We start from the raw sequence: 21,627 nt of genomic DNA, 5'->3' as shown, positions 1-21,627 counted from the left end.
ATGTGACACCTACCCATCGGATTGTGCCTTATAATGACATATGGCTTGATTGTGTCAATAATAACTTGATGTCGATTCTCATTAGTCATCATTCATCGTTCGAGAAGCTGCCTCTGACTTTTAAAACGCAATACTGGAAAAAAATCATCAACCAGAAATTCCTCGAAGGCAGCTTAGAAAGCATGCTTCATCAAGGATTAATGCTGCCGAAGGTTCAATATGACACGGAACAGGTCTATCATTATCTTCGCTTTGAGGATCAGCTTCTTGAGCCATCTGATATACCTTTCCTGGATAAGATGATTCAAGGCGCTTTAGACAAGCAGAAATATGTCTTTCTCGATGTGGACCGCTTTTTTTATTCCAGTGGAAGAGAAGCTGGAAAAACACATTTTATCCATCCGACCTTTATTCATGGAACATGTGCGAGTAGGGAGGCATACACCGTCATTGAAGATTGCTTATCTCCAGGACGAATGCACGATTATCAAACTCCACTTGAAGTCATTAAGGAATCTACCCAATATCTAATGAAAAGCGGCCAAAAAGTTAGATTCATAATGGTTTCTGTGCATGAAGAATCAATAAGAAATTTTAACGATGAATTTTCAGTACAGGACTCGTTTATCTCAGAACTCAGCAGCAATCTATTGGATGATAAAGTCGTTTATCTTGAGCAATATGATCTTAGTTATCAGCTGGGACTAAAAACGTTGACCGATTATGTAGAGGAATTCGAAGAAGTTGTAGGTAATCTGAACGATACTAGCATATTTGCCTTGAGAAGCAGTTCTTTTGCACAGAATCATAAGAAGAACAACAGGCTTTTTAAGTTACTAGAAGATCAGTCGTCCCATCCAAATCTCTATAAGAAGTTAGCAGAACAAAGCTTGGAGCTAAGTCATTTATGGGAAATTTATAGAACCACAGTGATTAGAATGATCGTATCTAATCATGTTCAAAATCAAGCTATCGTAAAACTCGAAGAGATTGTGAAGAAAGAATATAACATGGTCCAGACGATGAAAATGGCAACTGAGGCTAGTAACTCTTAGAAAAGTGTTGACCTCATACTTACTTTTAAGTAATATAACATTCTTGCTAAATGATGGGGTGATCAACGAGCGAGCTAAGTATATTTTAATGGTTTTTCCAATTTTGCAAAGAGGAAAGGAAGATAAAAAGATGTCTGTTTCTCAAATGAATATCGGAATTAAAGCGATAGAGCTTCAAATGGAATACTATGGCGGACCATTTGATGTATATCCAACATTGTTATGGGATGAACAGAATCTTGTGCTTGTCGATACCGGGATTCCTGGGCAATTGGATCAGATCCGCACGTTACTTGAAGCAGAAGGATTTGGTCTAGATAAGCTGACGCATATCATCATCACGCATCAAGATGGCGATCACATTGGCAGTCTGCCGGAACTAATTCAGGCAAGGGGGAACGAGGTAACGGTGCTTGCACATAAGGAGGCTGTACCTTATTTGACGGGAGCCATTCCGCTGCTTAAAAGTAAAACCTTCGCACCGCCTGTGCACGTTCATCAGGCACTGAAGGATAAAGACATTCTGCCCCTGGCCGGTGGTATTCAAGTCGTCTTTACACCTGGACACACGCCAGATCACATGTCGCTATATCATATTCCAAGCCAAACGTTAATTGCTGGCGATGCATTAAATTCAAAAGATGGAAACCTTCTGTCCTTTGACGATGAATACACGTTGGATCATCCTACTGCGTTGAAGTCGATTGCCAAACTCTTAGAGCTGGATATTAGAAAAGTGATCACTTATCATGGTAACGAAGTTACACATGGAATCAAGGAAACTCTTCAACAAATAATAAATACAACAACCTCTATCTGACCCGAAAAATAATGAAATAACCTATGATAATGAAGTCGTCGTTTTGGCGGCTTTTTTGTTTTGCCAGCCTATAGGAAACTCTTGAAACACTGCGTTACTTTTATGTTACAAATGTGAATCTGTGATACCTTGAACTAAATACGAAATAACATGTATTTCATGAAATAATCTCTGTAACATAGATTGTGATCAAGTAAATCGTTATAAGAAAGGTGGACATACCAAATGAATCAAACATTTCAATTTCCTAAGGGTTTTTTATGGGGCGGTTCCGTCTCTGCGAACCAAATTGAGGGTGCATATCTAGAGGACGGGAAAGGACTCTCCATTTCGGATATCATGCCGCACGGCATTCAGACACCTCCAACAGCAGAACCAACAGAGGAGAATATGAAGTTAATCGGGATTGACTTCTACCATCGCTACAAGGAGGACATTAAGCTCCTTGCCGAAATGGGCTTCAAAGTTTTCCGCACGTCTATCGCCTGGTCCAGAATCTTCCCCAAAGGAGATGAACTTGAGCCTAACGAAAAAGGCCTTCAATTTTACGACAACCTGTTTGACGAGTGCCGGAAATACGGGATTGAACCTCTAGTTACGATCTCTCACTATGAGACTCCCCTACATCTCGTTAGAGAATATGATGGCTGGGCGAATCGCAAGATGATCGGTTTCTATGAACGTTATGTGCGGGCCATTTTCAACAGATATAAAGACAAAGTGAAGTATTGGCTCACATTTAACGAGATTAATTCGATTCTGGAACATCCGTTTGTGGGCGGCGGGATTAACACACCGGTGGATCAACTTAGCCAACAGGATCTGTACCAAGCGGTTCACCACGAGTTTGTTGGAAGTGCGCTGGCGGTTAAAATAGGGCATGAAATTAACCCTGAGTTCAAAATTGGCTGTATGGTCATTGCTATGCCGATTTACCCGTTGACTCCTGATCCTAATGATATGATCAGAGTGATGGAAGCTGATCATAAGAATACAGGTTTCACAGATGTCCATGTGCGTGGTTACTACCCGGGCTACATGAAACGTTATTTGAAAGATAACGGGATTACGATTCATTTTGAACCTGGCGACGAGGAGATTCTGAAAAACACCGTAGACTTTATATCCTTCAGCTATTATCAAAGCTGTTGTGAAACTGCTGATCCTGCCAAGCAAATTAAAGGAGAAGGAAACCTAATTGGTGGTGTTCCGAATCCTCTCTTGAGCGCGAGTGATTGGGGTTGGCAGATCGACCCTCAAGGCCTGAGGTACATCATGAATGCGATGTATGACCGTTATCAGAAACCATTGTTTATCGTTGAAAATGGATTAGGGGCCGTAGACGAACTGATCACGGATGAGCATGGCCACAAAACAGTTATTGATGACTATCGCATCAATTATTTGAAGGAGCACTTGCTTCAAGTCGCTGAAGCCATCCAAGATGGTGTTGAATTAATGGGCTATGCAACATGGGGTTGTATTGACTTGGTTAGTGCAACAACTGCGGAAATGAAAAAACGGTACGGATTCATCTACGTGGATCGTCATGATGATGGTTCAGGAACATTGGAACGCTATCGTAAGAAGTCCTTCCACTGGTATAAGAATGTCATTCAGACCAACGGGAGCAGTTTGTTTCGAGAATAGCGATAGGCACTAACATTGGAAAACAGAAAAAAATAACAAAAGGCCGCGAACAGGCGGTTCTTTGTTATTTTACAATTTGATATCTGAACACCCTCTCATTCTAAATTCTCCATTTCTTTGAAAACCTCTCGCCCCAGCCATTCTAACAGGAAAGCAACAGGAACCTGAGTGGTGATGTTAGTTGTTTCGTAATACTCTTCCTTAACATAATAAGGGATACTTACATCTGAAATTTTAGCCATGGTGGATTGGCGATTGTTCGTTATCGCAATAATTTTATTCTTCTCCTGCTTGATCCGCTGGAGATAAGGAAGAACATACGGATTGTCACCTCGCGTCGATAATGCAATCGTAACACTGTTTTTTTGCACTCGAGTATGAACAGGATAATGAGGATCTTTTATGTACACGGAGTAGATCCCTAAATTCGAAAAAAATCTGGCTCCATACTCGCCCATGATTCCTGAGCTGCCAATACCAATAAAAATGACGCTATTGGCTTCAGCAATTAACTTTGCTGCCATTCGAATTTTCTCCTCCAATTCAGGAGCTTGAGAACGTTCAAAAAACTCATAGACCGCATGATGTGGACTTTTCAATTCCTGCTTGGTTAGTTTATCCCTTTGGAAAACAAGCATCTTCAGTTTTACTTTAAATTCTGAAAATCCCTCACATTGATTCTTTCTGCAGAATCTCAGAATGGTGGCTGTAGAGACATGAGTTTCATCGGCCAGCTCTCTAATACGCATGTACGCCACCTTTTCCATGTTTTGAGTAATATAGTTAAACAAGGATAGCTCCAATTCATTATAGGACGAGATTTGCTCACTGGTGAACATGGATATACACTCCCTTAGACCATAATAATAAGAATAGGTAATCTGCTTAGGCAGTATACATCACCTTTTTCGAAAAAACAACACGTTACTTTTTTGTTACAAAAGTCAATATGTGTCACTCCAAACAAAACACGAAAATCTATATATTTGCTGCTCTGATCTGAGTATCATGAATTTATAACATATTACTAATAAAAAAATAAAGGGGCTCAAGTACTATGGATAAACAACAATTGTCCAAGGATATTCTCAAGCTGGTTGGTGGCGAAGAAAATATTGATCAAGTTACTCACTGTATGACTCGGTTGAGATTTAATCTAAACGATAACAATCAAGCAGACAAAACAGCGTTAAAAAACACGCCTGGCGTTATGGGTGTAACGGAAAACGGCGGACAGTTCCAGGTGATCATCGGCAATGAAGTATCCGATGTGTATCAAGCACTAGTGAACAACATGAGCAAGACCAATAAAAAAGACAGCGCTTCAACACAAGGAAAGAAGCAAAGAAATCCGATCAGCGCGTTATTTGATTTCATTGCCGGTATGTTCACGCCAATTCTGCCGGCCATTGCTGGCGCAGGAATGATCAAAGGGATCGTGTCCATTCTGGTGGCTATGGGCTGGATGACGAATACAAGTTCAACCTACATCATTTTGACCGCTGTCGGCGATGGCGCGTTCTACTTTCTGCCTATTATTTTGGCCGTTAGTGCTGCGAAGAAAATGGGGGGGAATGTTTATGTGGGAGCTGCACTGGCGGCCGGCCTAATGCATCCCAACATTACTGCCTTGCTTCAAGCGGGTGATACATCGTTTGCAGGCATTAAGGTTATTGCTACATCCTATGCCTCATCCGTTATTCCTATAGTCATTGCCATCTGGATTGCTTCTTACGTAGAAAGAGCTATTGACCGCATCACTCATGCTTCACTGAAGCTGATTGTTGTACCAACCGTTACCTTACTTATCATGGTACCGCTAACATTGATAGCCATCGGGCCACTTGGCGGAATTATTGGAAACGGTTTATCCGGGGGAATCAGCTGGTTATTTGATAACGCATCCATTTTTGCGAGTATTTTGATCGGGGGCACGATGTCCGTGCTGATTATTACTGGCATGCATTATGCGCTGTTGCCGCTTGCAGTGGGTTCGATTGCAGCACTTGGTTATGATTTCATCATACCGTTAATGTTCGCAGCGAATATGGCGCAGGGCGGTGCTGCATTTGGTGTGGGCTTCAAGTCCAACAATCCCCAGACCCAATCGCTTTCTTATTCTACAGGACTTACTGCTCTTATGGGAATTACGGAGCCTGCAATGTACGGAATTAACATGAAATTCAAAAAACCATTTATTGCAGCGCTCATAGGGGGAGCCGTAGCCGGGGCCTTTATGGGAACCTTTTCGGTTAAAGCCTATTTCATCGGCACTGTAGGTCTTCCGGGAGCTGCCGCATATGTCGGTCCAACTATTAGTAACCTGCTCTATGCACTGATTGCTGCTGTAATTGCATTCGTTGTAGCTGCCGTCATTACCTATATACTGGGCTTCCAGGAAGAGGCGGCTGCACCGTCAGCAAGTTCCCCGACAACATCTGAAGGAACAGAAGATATTACATTACAGGATCAACCCATATTCAGCCCGATGAATGGGGAAATTAAGCCGCTTAGCCTGGTACCAGATCCTGCTTTTTCTGAAGAGATGATGGGTAAAGGATTTGCTATTCAGCCTACTGAAGGACGTGCGGTTTCTCCAGTTAACGGAACAGTAATATCTGTGTCCAAGAGTGGACATGCCATTGGTCTTGTGAGTGATCTTGGCGCGGAGATGCTGATTCACATCGGGATTGATACCGTGAGGCTGAAAGGCCAATTCTTCTCGCCAAAGGTACAGGCTGGGGCTAAAGTATCTGTAGGTGATTTATTGATGGAATTTGACCGTATAGAGATCGAGAAAGCGGGTTACAACATGATTACACCAGTCATTGTTACGAATATGTATCAATATACGGATATCCAATCGGCTGGTCGTACCACAATCAATGCACAAGAATTGATGTACACAGTCAAAGCCTAATTTTCTATAGCGGCAGTGATTCCAAATCTGGAACGCTGCCGCTTTTGTCGATCACTCGTGACTTAGTAGCTCATCATCTATATGATCTACTCCCCATTTGCACAGCTCTTGCAGAGCAGGGATGAGGGACTTACCACGCTCTGAGAGGTAGTACTCTACTTTAGGAGGTACTTGTGCGTATTCATGGCGTGTAATGAGCGAATCAGCCTCTAGCTCTTTTAATTGATTGCTAAGCATTTTGTGAGTAATTCCTTGAAGCGCTTTTTTCAACTCGCCATAACGCATAACCTCTTCCTTCAAAAGTAGGAATAAGATATGTAATTTCCATTTACCGCTAATTAGCGATAAGGTATACACAAATGATTGATGGCTGTTTTCTTTTTCATTTCTTGTTTTACATTGAATCATGCAATACTCTCCTTTTTGATAGTATCTTACTAAAAAGTGCATACTAGTCTATTTCGATGTTTCAATTATACTATATATCATAACTGAAGGGAGGTATTTTTAATTATGAAGGATTTCAGTCCACGTGCTTTTGGTTACGGCTATCCCATGCCACTTTTGATGGTATCTACTTACGATGAGAACGGAACTGTCAATGTGATGAATTTGCACTGGTGCACGATGAATCACGGAGGATATATCAATTTAGGTGTGGGTACAAATAAAAAGACGCACGAGAATATCGAAAAAATGGGGGCCTTTTCGGTTGCACTGGCCACTCAAAGTCTAATGAAGGAAGCAGACTTTTTGGGCTCAGTGTCGGGGTATAGAGATTCAGATAAATTCGCAAAAGCAGGCCTGAAGGCCACTAAAAGCAAATACGTTAATGCACCGATCATTGAGGAGAGTACTTTGGTAATCGAATGCGAACTCGCTGAGATTGTAAGAGGTAATCATATCCATGCGATAGTCGGGAAGATGGTCAATATAGCAGTAGATGAATCAGTCTTGAATGAAAAGGGCAAAATTGATGCTACGAAGACAGGGATGTTGTTTTTTGATTCATTCAGCAACAGCTATTTCACTTTAGGAGATAAAGTGGGAGAGGCGTGGAATGAAGGAAGAGCATTTATGACTCTTAATAATTAAAATGAAAAGGTGAACGATAATGGCAATTAAGCCTGTTGATTTAAAGAAAGCATACCGTTTATTGCAAGTAGGACCAACAACCATGATTTCTGCTAAACATGATGGGATAGCCAATGTAATGGCAGCCGCATGGGTCGGTCTGGTGGGGAATAACAAAGTAATGGCATTTATCGGCAAACAAGCTTTCACACGTGAACTCGTTGAGAAGAGTGGATATTATGTAGTACATATTCCAACTGTTCAACAAATGGAAACTGTCTTGTATGTGGGAGAGCACAGCACTAAAGAGGTAGACAATAAACTTGATAATATTCCAATATTTTACCAAGAAGAGTTTGATTTACCACTAGTTGAAGGATGCGCTGGCTGGCTAGTATGCAAGGTTCTCCCAAATCCTGAAAATGAACAAGAACATGATCTTTTCATGGGTGAAATTGTCGGTGCTTGGAGTGATGATCGAGTATTCAAGAACGGACATTGGATTTTTGATGATGCTCCTGATGAATTGCGAACAATACACTATGTAGCTGGCGGCCAATTCTATGCTATTGGAAAAGGGACTAAGTTTGATCACGGACCTGGTACAGATTAAAATGTTCTTGTTCCTGTCGAAGGACAAGAACTTGGTCCTATAGCCGATTTGATAAATATCTAAAACTATCCTTGGTGCAGTTGCTGCCTCAGTAGTGTATAGGGTTCTTCACGAGTAGACATATGAGATATCAGCGATACCTAGATTAGAACCATTAGGTGTTCATATGCTTTTGACTCGAAAAGCAAACGAACGAGATTGGGATGCGATTAAATCCATTTATGAGGAAGGCATTCAGACAGGGAATGCAACGTTTGAGACCAATGCCCCTTACAAGGAGCAATGGTTTTCCAGTCATAATGATGAGCGTATCACTACATGCTAAACATGGATTCCGTGAAATAGGACTTAGAAAAAAAGTCGGGAAAATGAACGGAGTCTGGAGAGATTTGTTATTTATGAAGAGAAGAAGTGAGATTGTAGGAATAGATTAAAAGGAGAAGTTCCTCCGTTTGCGGGTGGAACTTCTCTTTTTTACTTCATTTTTATAGTAGCTTCTCCATAATCATTACATCAATAAACGCTCCGTCCATCAATCCTTGCTTCTCAAATACACCAACCTGCCGGTAGCCCATCTTCCGATACAATCCTTGACCACTCTCATTAAACGGAAAGGTAAAGAGAACCATTTTATAAAAGCTATTTTCCTTTGCTACCTTGTGTAAGGACTCCAGGAGGGAGCTGCCTACACCTTGCCCACGAAAGCTTCGATCAATATATACAGAAAGGTCAGCGACGCCGTTATACGCGCAACGGTGGGAATATGGGTTCAGTGAGGCCCAGCCCACGACTTCACCTTCGCGTTCAGCAACCAAAACGCTAAAGCGGCCTTGGTGATCATTGAACCATGATTCCATATATGAGGAGTCTTTCGTCACTGTTTCAAGTGTAGCGATCCGGTCCTCGATCCCCTGATTGTAGATACGAAGAATGCTTTGAATATCCTCAGGTGTGGCCTGACGAACAGTTAATGTACTAATCACATGAACATCCCCTTAAGATTACTTTCTCGCTTTAATTACAGCAGAGACGATGTATTGGTCAACATTTGCACCTGGAACCCAATCTTGGATGAATATTTTAGATTCGTCCTTTGGCTCAATGCTGATATCAGTAAAGCCGGATTCATGGAGCATTACCTCTAAATCGGCAATGGAAGAGGCGCCTGAGATACAACCGGAATAGTATTCATCCAGGTCATTTTTGATCTCAGGAGGAAGCTCAGCTGTAGTTACGATATCTGATATGGCAAGACGACCGGCTGGCTGAAGAACACGATAAGCCTCACGGAATACTTGCTGTTTGTCTGGGGAGAGATTAATCACGCAGTTGGAGATAATGACGTTGATCGAATGATCAGCAACGGGAAGATGCTCTATTTCTCCCAATCTGAATTCGGTGTTACTGAACTTACCTTTAAGGGCATTATATCTTGCTCGACTGATCATCTCAGGTGTCATATCCACACCTATAACATGGCCTTCATTACCTACCTGCCGGGAAGCCAGGAAACAATCAAATCCGCCGCCACTCCCTAGGTCCAAAACATGTTCACCCGCCTGCAGTTCAGCAATAGCCTGTGGATTACCGCAACCAAGACCTAAATTTGCGCCTTCAGGAGCTGCAGCGATGTCCTCACTGGAGTAACCCAACTTAGCAGATATGGCACTGAAATCAGATGGGGATTCACAGCAACTGCTGTCAGCAGAAGTTCGGCTGGAAGGGGAAGTCGCAACGTTTCTTACAGCAATCTTTTGATAGCGCCCCCGTACATTTTGGCGGATCTGATCATCCGTAAGCTTGGTCATGATATACACTCCTTAGCTAAAATAATTTGCAACATACAAGTAAAATAGAAGAGAAATTACCCTTTAACGGGTGCACAGCAATTGCTGAGCTTTCCCATAGATTCGTTGAAAAGCTTAATGGACCGTAATAATGTTTCTACTTCAAACTCACTCATATGCGAAAAGGCATCGTTCAGGTACTGATTCATTTGGTGCTCAATAGTTGTAGCTACCATTTTTCCTTCAGGTGTAAGCGACAGGGTAAAAATTCTCCGATCTGTGGGGTTTGGTGTCTTTCTAACCAGGTTCATTTTCACCAAAGACTGGACTTGTCTGCTAAAGGTAGTGATATCCGTGCCAAGGGTTTCGGCGACTTGCTGCATGGAAGGCTCAGGACTCCGATCGATCTCATATAACAGTTGGCTTTGGGTTGCAGAAAGAGTACATCCTCCTACGCTACAACAGTCCTTATTGAGCAATCCTAAACGCCGGGTCATGATCTGAAATAGTTCCCTTGGAGTCTCCATTGTTCTCACCTCTTGATGTAGTTATAGCGCAATTAATTGCATATTGCAAATATTACTTTGCAAAGTTGATAATTCATCTTAAAGGTCTTAGAATATAAGTATCGTCTTATATACGGAGAGGGGAGATTTAAAATTGGATACACTTAATGATCTTGCAGAAGATTTAAAGCTCCTTGGAGATAAGACACGTCTCACGATCCTTACACTTCTAAAAGAGCGAGAATGGTGTGTATGTGAATTCGTGGATCTCTTTGACATTTCTCAACCAGCCGTTAGTCAGCATCTACGTAAATTAAAAAGCAGCGGACTGGTAAAGGAACAGAAAAGGGGGCAGTGGGTGTACTATTCTTTAAACATTGAAGATAACCCCCATGTTAAGGCGATCCTAAATCTCACTCCGGATGCGAGTGACATTCTCTTGCATTTAAATAAACCTTCTAAAACTGCATGCTGCGAGTAACACTTTTCCGTTGAATATATAAGCATATAATTATATAATGATTCGTGACATTAAACTTAACTCTTTGAAGGGAGTGATCTGATGCGTGGAGTTAGACATACAATGGGGGAATACCATTGGTAGCTCTGGCAAGTCTGATATTTATAGTCACATTGATTTTTGTCATTTGGCAGCCTAAAAAGTTGTCCATTGGATGGTCTGCCTGCGGCGGAGCGTTACTCGCCTTACTTGTCGGCGTCGTCAGCTTGAAGGATGTTCTGGATGTTACGCTGATTGTGTGGAATGCCACATTGGCCTTTGTAGCAATCATTTTGATCTCCCTAATCCTCGATAAAATTGGATTCTTCGAATGGGCTGCTTTACATATGGCTAAAGCTGCTAGCGGGAATGGAACCCGAATGTTTATCTATGTCATCATTCTCGGTGCTGTAGTAGCTGCATTTTTTGCTAATGATGGAGCAGCACTCATTCTAACACCGATTGTGCTGGCTATGGTCCGTGCGCTAAATTTTGATGAGAAAAAGGTTTTTCCATTCATCATTGCCAGTGGGTTTATAGCAGATACTACGTCTTTGCCCCTGGTTGTAAGCAATTTGGTGAATATCGTATCGGCCGACTTTTTCGGGCTAACCTTTATGGAATACGCCGGACGGATGTTAATGCCAACCTTATTTTCTTTAGGGGCAAGCATCTTTGTGCTCTATCTCTTTTTTCGTAAAAGCATTCCAAGAAACTTTGATAGCTCCCAGCTAAAGATTCCTGAAGTGGCTGTTAAAGACAAGCAGATGTTTAAGTTATCCTGGTTCGTACTTGCGCTTCTGCTTGCGGGATACTTTGTCAGTGAATTCCTGAACATTCCGGTATCCGTAGTGGCGGGTATCATCGCGATCTTTTTCTTGCTCATGGCAAGGAAAAGTCCTGTTGTCCCCACAATAGAAGTGGTGAAGGGGGCACCTTGGGCCATTGTGTTCTTTTCCATCGGCATGTATGTTGTCGTATACGGTCTAAGAAATGCGGGGCTTACGAATGTATTAGCTGATGTTATCCAGGCCTTTGCGGATCAAGGGTTGTTCGCAGCAACGATGGGGATGGGTTTTATTGCCGCGGTGATCTCCTCGATAATGAATAATATGCCAACCGTAATGATTGATGCGCTGGCCATTGATGCCACGAACACTTCCGGACTGATTAAGGAAGCCTTGATCTATGCAAATGTTATTGGTTCTGATTTAGGGCCAAAGATAACACCAATTGGTTCGCTGGCTACCTTACTGTGGCTGCATGTGCTTTCCACCAAAGGGGTGAAGATATCCTGGGGCACGTACTTCAAAACAGGCATTATTTTGACGATCCCTACGTTGTTCATCACACTGCTTGGTCTATATATAACATTGACCTTATTTTAAACTCAAAGGAGATTAAGACTTATGGATAAGAAAACCATTTACTTTTTATGTACAGGAAACTCCTGCCGGAGCCAGATGGCGGAAGGATGGGCCAAGAAATATTTGAGCAATGACTGGAATGTTTACAGTGCCGGCATTGAGGCTCATGGTTTGAATCCGAGAGCCGTTCAGGCGATGAGTGAAGTAGGTATAGATATCTCAGGTCAAACATCAGATATTATTGATCCGCAGCTGCTGAATAGCTCTGATCTCGTTATTACATTATGTGGAGATGCAGCAGATAAATGCCCCATTACCCCACCTCAGGTGAAACGTGAGCATTGGGGATTCGATGATCCGGCGAAAGCTCAAGGAACAGATGAAGAGAAGTGGGCGGTCTTCCAGCGGGTTCGTGATCAAGTGGGCGAGCGAATCAAACAATTTGCTGAAACGGGTGAATAGTCACGATGGTGGAGTAACTGCTGCTAATGAGACAGGAGAGAACTATAATGGTAAATTATCATGAACTGATTGAAGGTAAAGTATATATTGGCGGGGAGAATGCACTGCTTGATGCCCTCCATGAGCAAGAGATTTCAGATGTGTTTGATTTAAGAGATACTGGCACCAAAGCAGAAGATTTCCCTGAGCAAGTAACCCGTCATCATTTTCCGATTGTAGAGGATGAGAGCGGCCAAGAAGGTTCAGTACAAGCAGCGATCCAAGCGGTAACAGCAGCAGTGAATAACGGGAAGACAGTCTATTTCCATTGCGCTGGCGGACGAAATCGCACAGGTACGGTTGCTACGGGCTTATTGCTTGAATTAGGTCTTGCTGCAACTGTAGAAGAGGCTGAAGCCTTGGCCAAGGAAAAACGTCCGGATATCAACATTAAGCCGGATATGCGTGAGATGCTGAAGGGCTTTTATCCATCTAAGTAAATACGTATAAATTAAAAAGACTAATTTCTAAACGAAGAGTTTCAACAAATACTTAGAAGTTCAAAAACAAATTAACAGTTTAACAGTTCGTAGATGACTTATGTCAACCATAATTAAGTGTGGTTTGCTTAAGTCATTTTAATTCTAATGAACTTTTAGAAAAAGATGACCAAGAATATAGTATCAATAGACATAATTTAACGATACGAGTGAGTCGCAGTTCACTTTTAAATGAATACTTCTTCACAAAACCCGTATTTTGTACATATGTAATACTAATCATCGTCTGACAGGAATTTTGACGGTTTACATACTAAGTTGATTTATTGCTTCCATCCTAACAACGCATCAACTTTCTCGACAGCCAGTATTATGACACCGCAAGATCAAGTTCAGCTTACATCAGCTTATAATCCATTATGATAATACCAAATATTGTTACATTCCTGACCAAGTTCAGCCTAAAATCTTATCTTCAGCAATTTTTCAAGCCACGTTGCCTCTTTCCTGTTCAATCCTTAAATCTTTAATATTCAAAACATAATGAGTTATACTAAGCCTAATAACCACATTAAATATCGGAGGATCAACGAATATGAGAAAACTCGTTCTATTTCTGCACGCTTCGCTTGACGGTTTTGTAGAAGGCCCGAACGGCCCAATGGATATTAGCTGGGTTGCCTATGATGCTGATCTGGAGAGACACGCGAGGGAAATTCTGAGTACTGCGGACACGGTCATTTGGGGCCGTGGTACTTATCAAATGATGCACAGTTATTGGCCTTCCGTCCCGGCAGATCCCTCCGCTTCACAGCACGAGTTGGATCATGCGGAATGGATTGAGAAGACAGCCAAAGTGGTATTTTCCACAACCCTGGAGAACGTTGAATGGAATAATTCCAGACTGGTCAAAGAGAACGTCGAGGAAGAGATCCAGCGTCTCAAAGAGCAGCCAGGCCAGGATATCGTCATTCTCGGCAGTCCCCGGTTCGCACACACGCTTATGCAGCTCGGCTTAATCGATGAATATAAAATTACGGTCTCCCCTGTCGTAATCGGCAGCGGTTTGCCGTTATTCCAAGGTGTCCAGGAGAAGATTAATCTGAAGCTTATTGAAAATAAAACATTTGATTCTGGAGCGATAGGCCTCGTATACCAGACCGTCAAATGACCTAGTCACTTATTCCAATTCAGGCAAATGCACGATCCAGCTTCACCAATCTCTCCACGAACACCTCGTTCGCCCGGCTGGGAACATGACCGGTCAGCCGTACAATCGAGAAGTCTCTTTCAAGGCTCAGGCCCTGTACAGGAATTTCTATGAGCTTACCGGTCTCGATCTCCCTGCGGACCACCCACTTCGAGAGAATAGAAACCCCCAGTCCGGCAGCTATGGCCTCCTTCACGCCCTGACTGCTGTTGATCTCATACGAGCGCTTCATTCTTAAACCAGCCTGTGCCAAAAAATGATTGCTGAACGAACGCGTCCCCGAACCGCTCTCACGCAGCACCCATATCTGATCCTGGAGTACGCTAATCTCCACCGCGCCCGTTCTAGAGAGTGGGTGATTCTCAGCAGCAACAATAATCAGTTCGTCTTTCATAAAATGAACAATCTGCAAATCTGCCGCCTCGATGCTTCCTTCGATCAGCCCTACTTCAATCTTATTCTCCCGTAAAGCTGCAACAATCTCCGTGGAATTGGCAATCGTCATCCCCATGTCTACATCGGGATATTGCTTGGCGAAGGAGGAGAACAGCCGGGGCAACACATATTCGCCAATCGTAAAGCTTGCCCCGATATGTAAGCTTCCGCTGACGGTATCATGCAGCCGGGCCAGATCGAGCTTCACCGACTCATAGAGATTCAGCATTTCCTTCGCCCGTCTATAGAACAGCTCCCCCGCTTCCGTCAGCTTCACCCATTTGGGCGAACGGTTCATGAGCTTTACGCCCAGCTCCTTCTCCAGATTACGGATCTGCAGACTGACTCCAGGCTGTGACAGATGCAGAAGCTCTGCCGCCCTGGAGAAGTTCCGCTGCTCCACTACCGTTACATACACCACCAGGGATTCCAGCATGATGAATCGCTCACCCTTTCTTAAGATAAGTATTCGTTATGATATACATTTAAAATCGGTATTTCACTAATTAATCATAACTAAATATAGTGTTTAAAGGAACTAAATTCAACCTATTGGACGTGACTTCGATGCATCCCCAATTGATTGTACACATGGAGGACAAGAAAAAACTTGGCTTTGCACTCGGTATCGCCTTGCCTCTAACACTGGCCCTGCTCGCCAAATACGTATCGACCTTCCCCTTCTTATGTATTATGGGACAATTAGTAATAGCGATCCTGCTCGGAATGATCTGGAGAGCCACACTAGGCGTTCCAGGTTATCTAACACCCGGAATTGCTTTTACCTCCAAAAAGCTCCTGCGGTATGGAATCATTCTGCTCGGCATGAGACTTAGCCTGAAGGATATCCTTCAGGCTGGTCCCAAGGTGGTGCTAATCGCCTTGGTTTGTATAGGGTTTACGATCTGTATCGTGCTTACTCTTGCGAAGCTGTTCAAGGTAGAATCCAGACTGGGGCTGCTGACGGCCTGCGGCACCGCGATCTGTGGAGCAGCGGCGGTTGTAGCCATCGCTCCTCAGCTCAAAGCCAGTGACGAGGAAACGGCGATCAGTGCGGCAACCGTAGCGATCTTGGGCACCCTTTTCACACTGGCGTATACCTTACTCTACCCTTTCTTTAACGTGACTCTACTGGGCTACGGCATCTTCTCAGGAGCCACGCTTCATGAAATCGCTCATGTCATTGCAGCAACCGCGCCAGCAGGCAAGTCGGCAGTTGATCTGGCTGTCATCGTCAAATTAACGCGTGTCACTATGCTGGTGCCGGTCGCTGTAATCATCGGAGTCTGGGCCAACCGCAAGGAGCGGCAGGCGAACCCGGAGGCCGGGCCCTCCAATTGGAGGTCTGTACCGGTTCCGTGGTTCATCCTGGGGTTCCTGCTGATGAGCACCGTCAATACTCTGCAGATCATCCCTGAAGCAATCACGGATAAACTTATATTTGCTGCGTACTTCCTCATTGCAATGGCTATGGCGGGCCTGGGTCTGAACGTAGATTTGGCTGCTTTTAGACGCATGGGCCTGGGGGCCTTCGGAGCCGGCTTGATCGGATCGGTTCTGCTCTCCGGGTTAGGCTTCCTGCTGGTGAAGGTTTTGAACTTGGGTTGACGTACTCATTCCCATTCAAACGCTCCCGTATACAGCTGATAATAAATACCTTTCCGTAAGATCAGCTCCCCGTGATCCCCGCGCTCCTTGATCCGGCCCTTGTCCAGCACCATGATGGCATCGGAATTCCGTACCGTGGACAGGCGGTGGGCAATGACGAACACAGTTCTATGATCCATTAGATTATCCATCCCCTTCTGCACCAGTGCTTCCGTCCGGGTATCGATGGATGAGGTTGCTTCATCGAGAATCATCACCGGCGGATTGGCAATGGCTGACCTGGCAATCGCCAGCAGCTGGCTTTGGCCCTGTGACAGCCCATTCCCGTTCCCGTCCAGCAGAGTCTGGTATCCGTCCGGCAAGCGTTCGATGAAGCTTGCGGCATAAGACAGCTTGGCGGCCTGCATAACCTCCTCGTCAGTGGCTTCCAGCCTTCCATAGCGGATATTATCGGCCACCGTACCGGAGAACAGATGCGTGTCTTGCAGAACAATACCAAGCGACCGGCGCAGGTCCGCTTTGCGGATACGCTGTATGTTGATGCCGTCATAGATGATCTCGCCTTGTGTGATATCGTAGAAGCGGTTCAGCAGGTTGGCCACAGTCGTTTTTCCGGCACCTGTAGCGCCTACAAAAGCAAGCTTTTGCCCAGGCTTCGCATACAAAGTAATCTCCTGCAGCACCTGCTTCTTCCCGTCATATGTGAAGCACACATCCTTGAACTCGACCTTCCCGGCAAGCCTTACGGTAGAACCATCCTCCAGCCGCCATGCCCATCCAGAGCCCTGCGGGTCTTGCTCCAGGGTCACGCCTCCCTCGTCCTCTTCCGGCTGTTCATCCATCAGGTTGAAGATCCGCTGTGCGCCCGCAAGCGCCACCACAAACATATTGATCTGGGAGGAGATTTCAGCAATCGGCATCGTGAAGTTACGGGAGAGACTCAGGAATGCCGCAATACTTCCCAGCGTTAAGCCTTCATTCCAGTCGGAGATCGACATGGCCCCACCCGCTATTGCCACCAGCACGTAGATTAAGGTAGCCAGATTGGCATTCACCGGCATCAGAATATTGGAATATTTGTTGGCTGTCGTGGAATTATCGAACAACTGACGATTGAGCTGTGCGAACTGTTCGATGGATCGCTCTTCACGGCCGAACACCTGCACAACCTTTTGCCCATGAATCATTTCTTCGATATATCCGTCCAGTGCGCCGATCGATTCCTGCTGCTCGAAAAAGTGGTGTGTCGCCTTCCCCCCAACCTTCTTGGTAATCCATAGCATCACTAATGCGCCTAATACCACTACAATCGTAAGCGGCACATCCAGGTACAGCATCGTACCCAGTACCACTATAACCGTCACAACCGTCGACAACAATTGCGGCAATCCGTCTGTGAGCATCATATTCAGTGTATCTACGTCATTCGTGTAGTGACTCATAATGTCACCGTGCTCCTTACGGTCGAAATACTTAATCGGCAGCTTCTGCATATGAGCGAACAGATGGTCACGGATTCTTTTCATAATGAGCTGTGAGACTGTAATCATCAGCCGCTTGGAGATGAATGTGCTGAGGACACCGGCGGCGTAAATGACAGCAAGAATGGCCAGTGCCTGGAACAAGGCGTCAAATACCGGATGCTGATCGCCCAGCAGGGGCGTGATGAAGTCATCGATGAGCAGTCTCAGGAACGTAGCGGAAGCTACAGATACCGCAGAACTTACCAGCACCAGCAGGAGGGCCAGTGAGGTTCTGAACTTGAAGAGCTTGAAGTAGGCCAGGAGCCGCTTAATCGTTCTGCCGTAATTAATGTTGTTCATGCTGTGCTTCCTCTCCCTTCGTCTGTGTGTTGTAAGCTTCCTGATAGATCGTACTCCGGCTCAAAAGCTCCTGATGCGTCCCGATATCCGACAGCTCCCCGTCATCCAGCACAATAATCTGATCTGCATCTTCCACAGACGCGATCCGCTGGGCAATAATGATCTTGGTCGTATCCGGAATACTCTCCTTGAATACGGTCCGTATTAATGCATCGGTGCGTGTATCCACCGCACTGGTCGAATCGTCCAGAATCAGGATTTTGGGCTTCTTGAGCAAGGCCCTGGCAATACATAACCGCTGCTTCTGTCCGCCGGACACATTCGTCCCCCCTTGATCCAGCCGGGTATCATATCCGTCAGAGAAGGCCGTGATGAACTCATGGGCCTGCGCGGCCTTGCAGGCTTCGATCAGCTCTTCGTCGGTAGCCGCTTCGTTCCCCCAGCGCAGATTATCCTTGATGGTGCCGCTGAACAGTACATTTTTCTGGAGCACCATAGCGACCTGGCTCCGCAGCACCTGCAGATCATAGTCCTTCACATTAGTTCCGCTAACGAGCACTTCACCCTCAGTAACTTCATAGAGACGCGGAATGAGCTGCACCAATGTGGACTTGGCACTGCCCGACCCGCCGATCATACCAATTGTCTGTCCCGAGCGGATGTGAAGGTTGATCCCGGATAATGCATCCTTCTTGGCCTTACTGGAGTAACGGAAGGATACATTGCAGAACTCTACCTCTCCTGTATGCAGTTCAGTTACCGGGGAGGCTGGACTTGTGATATTCGGCTGTTCATCCAGCAGATCATGGATACGTCCGGCAGAAGCGCGGGCAATCGCCACCATCACGACCACAATCCCCAGCGTCATCAGGCTCATCAGAATTTGCATAGAGTAGGCGAACACACTGGTCAGTTCTCCGGTTGTCATATTGCCGCCTACCACCAGCTTGGCTCCCACCCAGGAGATAATCAGCATTACACCATATAGAATCACCTGCATAAGCGGCAGCTCAAAGGCCAGGATGCGTTCCGCTTTGGCCATCTGTGCGAAGATCCTCAGCGATACGCTCTGGAACTTGGAGATCTCATGCTCCTCCCGCACATAGGATTTGACCACCCGGATACCGCGGACATTCTCCTGTACGACCTTATTCAGCGCATCGTAACTGTCGAAGGCCCGTTCAAAGACCGGGAAGGCAAATTTCAGAATCAGCATCATCCCTGCCGCAAGCACCGGAACAACGGCGACAAACCAGGTAGCGATAGTTGGACTAATCCGGTAGGTCATAATCGTGGCAAATATAATCATCACCGGGCTGCGGAACGCAATCCGGATAATCATCAGAAAGGCATTCTGTACATGCGTGATATCCGTGGTCAGCCGGGTGACGATCCCTGAGGTCGAGAATTTATCCATATTGGAAAAAGACAGCCGCTGCACATGACGGAACAGGTCTTCACGTAAGTTTCGCCCGAAGCCGGACATCGCGGTGGCCGAGTGTTTACCGGCAAGTGCGCCGAATACCAGGGAGACCAGAGCGAACAGGATCAGAATCAGTCCATACTTCACGATCTGGTTCATCTGTCCCCCCGTAATGCCCTGGTCAATTAATTCAGCCATGAGCAAGGGAATCAGCACCTCCATGGCCACCTCTCCAAGCAAAAATATAGGAGTCAGCCATGTATCCTTCTTATACTCCCGTACACTTTGCAGTAACTTCCTGATCATAAGCATTCTCCTTCTTTGTAATGAACAAGTTGATTAACCGTAAGAACAGAGGTTATTATAAACTGTATAGTAACTATACAGTCAACCCGTTCTTTCGAAGGAGATTAAGATGGCTAAGCTTAAGAATGATTTGATGTCCATTAGCGCTTTTTCCAAGCTGTCCCGAGTTCCGCGCAAAACGCTCATTTTCTATGATCAGATCGGCTTATTCAAGCCCGCCTTCGTTGCTGACAACGGCTACCGGTATTACATCCGTAGCCAGTTCGATACGATTGGCGTGATCTATATTTTCAAGGAGCTGGGCATGTCGCTGGAGGATATCCGGGCGTATATGGAGCACCGTTCTCCTCTAAGCACCCTGGAGCTTCTTCGAAAGCAGGAAAAGGCAGTTCAGCAGCAGATCGCAAAGCTCACCCTGGCCAAGGAGATGATGCTCCAGCGCGCGGAGAATATCGAGCACTCTCTGAATGTGGACACCAGCCGGATGGTTGTTGTCCACCAAGAACGGAAGCCGATCCTGCGCAGCTGCCGCATTCATGATTCCAGGCGGGAATTAAACGAGGAGCTGTGGGATGATTTTCAGGAGCGTCTGCACAAGGAGAATGCACCGGCCGGATATCCGGGCGGAGCCATTATCGGTAAGGAGGACCTGCTGCGGCGGGACGGGGATATGATCTCCTATATGTTCTGCTTCATTACTACACAGCATTACGAACAAGAATATATGCCGGAAGGCTACTATCTTGTGTCTTACACCCGGGCTGATTATGAGGATACCGAGAAGATTTATCCGCGGATTTTTGACTATATTGAGAAGAATCATTATGTCGTTAAGGGAGATGCTTACGAGGAATTCCTGCTGGATGAGATCGTTATGAAGCATCCGGAGGACTATCTGGTGCGGGTGATGGTGCATATCGAGGAGCCTGGAAAGTTGTGAACCCCTATTAAAAACGGCGACCCGCCCCGGTAGATCCAGGGCAACGTCGCCGTTTGTTTATAATATAAGGATTAGTGATCGGATTAATTGCCAGTCATCTTCTGATACGTGCTCTCAGAAATGGTTCTTCTGGCGGTAACATAACGTTCTTTATAGTAACCTGAGGACAGGCTGGTGATCGTAACGCCCTTATTGCTGGAGGAATGTGCAAATTTGTTGTCGCCCACATAGATGCCTGCATGCGAGATGCCGTTGCCCCCGGTTTCGAAAAAGACAAGATCTCCAGGACGTAAATCGGACTTGGCTACATATTCGCCTGCACTAGCCTGCGACTTGGATGTTCTCGGAAGATCTAAGTTGAACTTGCCAAATATGTATATTAAAAATCCGGAACAGTCAAACCCTTCAGATACCTTGGTGCCCCCCCATTTATAAGGAGTTCCCATAACCTCATTAACCTCTTGGTCAAGCCTGGAGCTGTCATCCGCAGATGCTCTTTCAGATCCAAACGATAGCAGTATTACAATACTCAGTAGCCACACGATTCCTTTCTTCAAAAAGAACTCAGTCTCCTTTCTTGCCGGCTAATGCTGCCTGACAGATATTAATTTTTTGTAACTATTATGAATGATAGTGTAATATTCTCCGTT

General features: G+C 45.1%; 22 protein-coding genes. 13 read left to right on the top strand and 9 right to left on the bottom strand.

Going from position 1 to position 21,627, the window contains the following annotated elements:
- Nucleotides 1–2: 2 nt before the first annotated feature.
- From NSU18_RS02745 to NSU18_RS02735, 3 genes are all read left to right on the top strand, one after another.
- Complete coding sequence (locus NSU18_RS02745; RefSeq protein WP_341022132.1) at nucleotides 3–1,055, top strand: hypothetical protein; 1,053 nt, start codon at nucleotides 3–5, stop codon at nucleotides 1,053–1,055.
- 88 nt (nucleotides 1,056–1,143) lie between these two features.
- The gene (locus NSU18_RS02740) at nucleotides 1,144–1,875 is read left to right on the top strand and encodes an MBL fold metallo-hydrolase (protein WP_341022133.1); all 732 of its coding nucleotides are present in this window, start codon (nucleotides 1,144–1,146) and stop codon (nucleotides 1,873–1,875) included.
- A gap of 225 nt (nucleotides 1,876–2,100) precedes the next feature.
- Complete coding sequence (locus NSU18_RS02735; protein WP_341022135.1) at nucleotides 2,101–3,525, top strand: glycoside hydrolase family 1 protein; 1,425 nt, start codon at nucleotides 2,101–2,103, stop codon at nucleotides 3,523–3,525.
- Between the two features lie 95 nt (nucleotides 3,526–3,620).
- Here NSU18_RS02735 and NSU18_RS02730 read toward each other — a convergent pair whose 3' ends face one another.
- Nucleotides 3,621–4,364 carry a MurR/RpiR family transcriptional regulator gene (locus NSU18_RS02730; protein ID WP_341022136.1) on the bottom strand — a complete coding sequence of 248 codons (744 nt, stop codon included), beginning with the start codon at nucleotides 4,362–4,364 and terminating at the stop codon, nucleotides 3,621–3,623.
- A 218-nt stretch (nucleotides 4,365–4,582) separates the two neighbouring features.
- Here NSU18_RS02730 and NSU18_RS02725 point away from each other — a divergent pair, with 218 nt between their 5' ends.
- Nucleotides 4,583–6,445 (top strand): beta-glucoside-specific PTS transporter subunit IIABC, encoded by a 1,863-nt coding sequence (locus tag NSU18_RS02725; protein WP_341148136.1) that lies wholly within the window; start codon nucleotides 4,583–4,585, stop codon nucleotides 6,443–6,445.
- A 51-nt stretch (nucleotides 6,446–6,496) separates the two neighbouring features.
- On the opposite strand, the gene NSU18_RS02720 is transcribed toward NSU18_RS02725, so the two are convergent.
- A complete protein-coding gene (locus NSU18_RS02720; protein ID WP_341022139.1) occupies nucleotides 6,497–6,853 on the bottom strand; it encodes a winged helix-turn-helix transcriptional regulator in 357 nt (118 codons plus the stop codon).
- A 105-nt stretch (nucleotides 6,854–6,958) separates the two neighbouring features.
- Here NSU18_RS02720 and NSU18_RS02715 point away from each other — a divergent pair, with 105 nt between their 5' ends.
- Together NSU18_RS02715 and NSU18_RS02710 are read left to right on the top strand one after the other, a co-directional pair.
- Nucleotides 6,959–7,540, top strand: a complete 582-nt coding sequence (locus NSU18_RS02715; RefSeq protein ID WP_341022141.1) for a flavin reductase family protein — start codon at nucleotides 6,959–6,961, stop codon at nucleotides 7,538–7,540.
- Between the two features lie 19 nt (nucleotides 7,541–7,559).
- Nucleotides 7,560–8,132 (top strand): flavin reductase family protein, encoded by a 573-nt coding sequence (locus NSU18_RS02710; protein WP_341148135.1) that lies wholly within the window; start codon nucleotides 7,560–7,562, stop codon nucleotides 8,130–8,132.
- Nucleotides 8,133–8,617: 485 nt separating this feature from the next.
- Here NSU18_RS02710 and NSU18_RS02705 read toward each other — a convergent pair whose 3' ends face one another.
- From NSU18_RS02705 to NSU18_RS02695, 3 genes are read right to left on the bottom strand one after another with little or no spacing between them, the layout of a single operon-like run.
- A complete protein-coding gene (locus NSU18_RS02705) occupies nucleotides 8,618–9,112 on the bottom strand; it encodes an arsinothricin resistance N-acetyltransferase ArsN1 family A (protein ID WP_341150973.1) in 495 nt (164 codons plus the stop codon).
- Nucleotides 9,113–9,133: 21 nt separating this feature from the next.
- Entirely contained in the window at nucleotides 9,134–9,940 is an 807-nt protein-coding gene (locus tag NSU18_RS02700; protein WP_341148134.1) for an arsenite methyltransferase, read from the bottom strand.
- A 56-nt stretch (nucleotides 9,941–9,996) separates the two neighbouring features.
- Nucleotides 9,997–10,446: a MarR family winged helix-turn-helix transcriptional regulator gene (locus tag NSU18_RS02695; protein ID WP_341148133.1), complete on the bottom strand. Its 450-nt coding sequence runs from the start codon at nucleotides 10,444–10,446 to the stop codon at nucleotides 9,997–9,999.
- Nucleotides 10,447–10,579: 133 nt separating this feature from the next.
- On the opposite strand from NSU18_RS02695, the gene NSU18_RS02690 reads away from it, so the two are divergent.
- From NSU18_RS02690 to NSU18_RS02670, 5 genes are all read left to right on the top strand, one after another.
- Nucleotides 10,580–10,906, top strand: a complete 327-nt coding sequence (locus NSU18_RS02690; protein ID WP_341148132.1) for an ArsR/SmtB family transcription factor — start codon at nucleotides 10,580–10,582, stop codon at nucleotides 10,904–10,906.
- A 116-nt stretch (nucleotides 10,907–11,022) separates the two neighbouring features.
- Nucleotides 11,023–12,312 carry an arsenic transporter gene (locus NSU18_RS02685; RefSeq protein WP_341148131.1) on the top strand — a complete coding sequence of 430 codons (1,290 nt, stop codon included), beginning with the start codon at nucleotides 11,023–11,025 and terminating at the stop codon, nucleotides 12,310–12,312.
- A gap of 21 nt (nucleotides 12,313–12,333) precedes the next feature.
- The gene (arsC, locus tag NSU18_RS02680; RefSeq protein WP_341148130.1) at nucleotides 12,334–12,753 is read left to right on the top strand and encodes an arsenate reductase (thioredoxin); all 420 of its coding nucleotides are present in this window, start codon (nucleotides 12,334–12,336) and stop codon (nucleotides 12,751–12,753) included.
- 47 nt (nucleotides 12,754–12,800) lie between these two features.
- Nucleotides 12,801–13,232: a protein-tyrosine phosphatase family protein gene (locus tag NSU18_RS02675; RefSeq protein WP_341148129.1), complete on the top strand. Its 432-nt coding sequence runs from the start codon at nucleotides 12,801–12,803 to the stop codon at nucleotides 13,230–13,232.
- Nucleotides 13,233–13,827: 595 nt separating this feature from the next.
- The gene (locus NSU18_RS02670) at nucleotides 13,828–14,403 is read left to right on the top strand and encodes a dihydrofolate reductase family protein (protein WP_341148128.1); all 576 of its coding nucleotides are present in this window, start codon (nucleotides 13,828–13,830) and stop codon (nucleotides 14,401–14,403) included.
- Between the two features lie 19 nt (nucleotides 14,404–14,422).
- Here NSU18_RS02670 and NSU18_RS02665 read toward each other — a convergent pair whose 3' ends face one another.
- The gene (locus tag NSU18_RS02665) at nucleotides 14,423–15,316 is read right to left on the bottom strand and encodes a LysR family transcriptional regulator (RefSeq protein ID WP_341150972.1); all 894 of its coding nucleotides are present in this window, start codon (nucleotides 15,314–15,316) and stop codon (nucleotides 14,423–14,425) included.
- A 128-nt stretch (nucleotides 15,317–15,444) separates the two neighbouring features.
- On the opposite strand from NSU18_RS02665, the gene NSU18_RS02660 reads away from it, so the two are divergent.
- Complete coding sequence (locus tag NSU18_RS02660) at nucleotides 15,445–16,485, top strand: YeiH family protein (RefSeq protein ID WP_341150971.1); 1,041 nt, start codon at nucleotides 15,445–15,447, stop codon at nucleotides 16,483–16,485.
- Nucleotides 16,486–16,490: 5 nt separating this feature from the next.
- Here the strand turns inward: NSU18_RS02660 and NSU18_RS02655 are convergent, their stop codons facing one another.
- On the bottom strand, nucleotides 16,491–18,308 hold the full coding sequence (locus NSU18_RS02655) for an ABC transporter ATP-binding protein (protein WP_341148127.1): 1,818 nt from the start codon (nucleotides 18,306–18,308) through the stop codon (nucleotides 16,491–16,493).
- Entirely contained in the window at nucleotides 18,295–20,037 is a 1,743-nt protein-coding gene (locus tag NSU18_RS02650; RefSeq protein WP_341148126.1) for an ABC transporter ATP-binding protein, read from the bottom strand. Before NSU18_RS02650 ends, NSU18_RS02655 begins: the two co-directional genes overlap by 14 nt.
- Nucleotides 20,038–20,146: 109 nt before the next feature.
- Here NSU18_RS02650 and NSU18_RS02645 point away from each other — a divergent pair, with 109 nt between their 5' ends.
- Nucleotides 20,147–20,977 (top strand): MerR family transcriptional regulator, encoded by an 831-nt coding sequence (locus NSU18_RS02645; RefSeq protein WP_341148125.1) that lies wholly within the window; start codon nucleotides 20,147–20,149, stop codon nucleotides 20,975–20,977.
- An 83-nt stretch (nucleotides 20,978–21,060) separates the two neighbouring features.
- On the opposite strand, the gene NSU18_RS02640 is transcribed toward NSU18_RS02645, so the two are convergent.
- Nucleotides 21,061–21,534, bottom strand: coding sequence for a C40 family peptidase (locus NSU18_RS02640; protein WP_341022148.1), 474 nt, complete (start codon nucleotides 21,532–21,534; stop codon nucleotides 21,061–21,063).
- Nucleotides 21,535–21,627 lie beyond the last annotated feature (93 nt).

The organism is Paenibacillus sp. FSL H8-0048 (assembly GCF_038002825.1).
GTDB lineage: Bacteria > Bacillota > Bacilli > Paenibacillales > Paenibacillaceae > Paenibacillus_AQ.
The sequence above is the reverse complement of the archived record's forward strand: the minus strand, read 5'-3'. Positions and strand labels throughout refer to the sequence as shown.